Here is a 1,783-nt window from a genome sequence, read left to right as displayed (position 1 = left end):
ACGCGCCGGGCTGACCCTCGGCGAGGGCGCGGGATACGTCGTACTCACGCGCGAGGTGCCGGGTATCCGCAGTTACTGCCGCCTGGCGGGGTACGCCAACGCCAACGACGCCCACCACCAGACCGCCTCGTCGCAGACGGGCGAAGGCGCCTACCGCGCCATGGCCGGGGCGCTGGCCCGAAGCGGCCTGGAGCGGGTGGATTACATCAACGTCCACGGCACGGGAACCCCGAACAACGATATGACGGAGGGCACGGCCCTGCGGCGGCTGTTCGGCAACCGGGTGCCGCCGTTCAGTTCGACGAAAGGCTGCACGGGGCATGCGCTCGCCGCGGCGGGCGGCATCGAAGCGGTGCTGTCGGTGCTGGCCCTCGAACACGGCCTGCGTTACGGCAACCTAGGATTCACGGAGCCGATTCCCGAACTGGGACTGCGGCCCGTGACACGGACGGAGCGGGCCCGGGTGCGCTCGGTACTCTCCAACTCGTTCGGATTCGGCGGCAACTGCTGCTCGTTACTATTCGCAAAATGAAACTGTACGTCAACTGCATAACCTCGGGCGCGGAGCTGCGCAACGACATCAAGACGCTGATTCCGGAGATGAACCTCCGGCGGCGGATGAGCCGCGTCGTCAAATCGGGCGTCGCCGCAGGCATCGAAGCGCTGCTGGCGTTCGGCGACCGATCGCCGATCGACGCCGTCGTCACGGCCACGGGACTGGGATGCGTCGCCGACAGCGAGAAGTTCCTCGACGCCCTGATTGCCAACGAGGAACGGATGCTCAACCCGACGCCGTTCATCCAGTCGACGTTCAATACGGTCGGCGCACAGATCGCCCTGCTGCGCGGACTGCATTGCTACAACACGACCTACGCCCATCGCTGGACGAGTTTCGAGAATGCGCTGGTGGATGCGGCGCTGCGCCTCGGGGCGGGCCTGTCGCAGGCGGTGCTCGTCGGGGCGTTCGACGAAACCACGCCGTCGGTCGAAAAAATCCTGCAGCGTCTTCGCGTAGCGCCGCAGGGACGCTGGGGCGAATCGGCGGTGTTCTTCGTGCTGACGGCCGAAGCGTTCGACACCTCTGTCGCCGCAATCACGCAAATCCGCATTCCGGCCGACGACACGGCGCCGGGCGGCGGTTTTACGACGCAAGGAGATTCGGAAGGTACGGAAGGCCGCGGCAACCGGGAAACGGCACCGGAAGGAGGCGTTCCGGCCGGGACAGCGGACGGCATGCGGACGGAAACGGAAGCGCGGCAGGACTGCAGGGCCGGGGAACCGGGGCCCCGGACGGGACCGGAAACAGACCACGGCGGGCAATCCGGCAGCATCCGGGAGGTGTATGCCTCGCAAACGGGCGCCGCGCCGCACTTCACGGCGATTGCCGAAGCCTTCCGGCTCGCCATTGCGGCAAACGCCGGACGCAGGATTGTCCTTTACAACGATTTCCCGGGCGGCAAAGCATCGGCCATCGAACTGACATGTATGTAATTATCGCCATATTGCTGGCAGGATTCGTCCTGTTCTTCTGCTCGTATGAGATACGGCTGGGGGCGTATGTGCGCTGCCTGTGCCGCAACAGGGCCGCCGGGCGGGTCGTGGCGCTGACGTTCGACGACGGGCCCCATCCCGTGCAGACGCCCCGCGTACTGGATCTGCTCCGCGATCGGGGCGTGCGTGCCACCTTCTTCCTTGTCGGCAGCAAGGCGGAGCAGCACCCCGGCCTGGTGCGCCGCATCGTCGCCGAAGGGCACGACATCGGCATCCACACCTGGGCCCACGG

The 1,783-nt window shown here is 66.7% G+C and carries 2 protein-coding genes and 1 pseudogene; all 3 read left to right on the top strand.

The window, feature by feature from the left end; all coding sequences use genetic code 11:
- A pseudogene (locus QZT71_RS12460) lies at nucleotides 1-532 on the top strand (beta-ketoacyl-[acyl-carrier-protein] synthase family protein); the annotation flags it as partial.
- A complete protein-coding gene (locus tag QZT71_RS12455; RefSeq protein ID WP_295916680.1) occupies nucleotides 529-1,491 on the top strand; it encodes a beta-ketoacyl synthase chain length factor in 963 nt (320 codons plus the stop codon). The pseudogene QZT71_RS12460 and the gene QZT71_RS12455, both read left to right, overlap by 4 nt.
- Nucleotides 1,482-1,783: polysaccharide deacetylase family protein (locus tag QZT71_RS12450; RefSeq protein WP_295916677.1), on the top strand; the 302-nt coding region annotated here is incomplete at its 3' end. The genes QZT71_RS12455 and QZT71_RS12450, both read left to right, overlap by 10 nt.

The sequence above is a fragment of the uncultured Alistipes sp. genome, from assembly GCF_902388705.1.
Classification (GTDB): domain Bacteria; phylum Bacteroidota; class Bacteroidia; order Bacteroidales; family Rikenellaceae; genus Alistipes.
The sequence above is the reverse complement of the archived record's forward strand: the minus strand, read 5'-3'. Positions and strand labels throughout refer to the sequence as shown.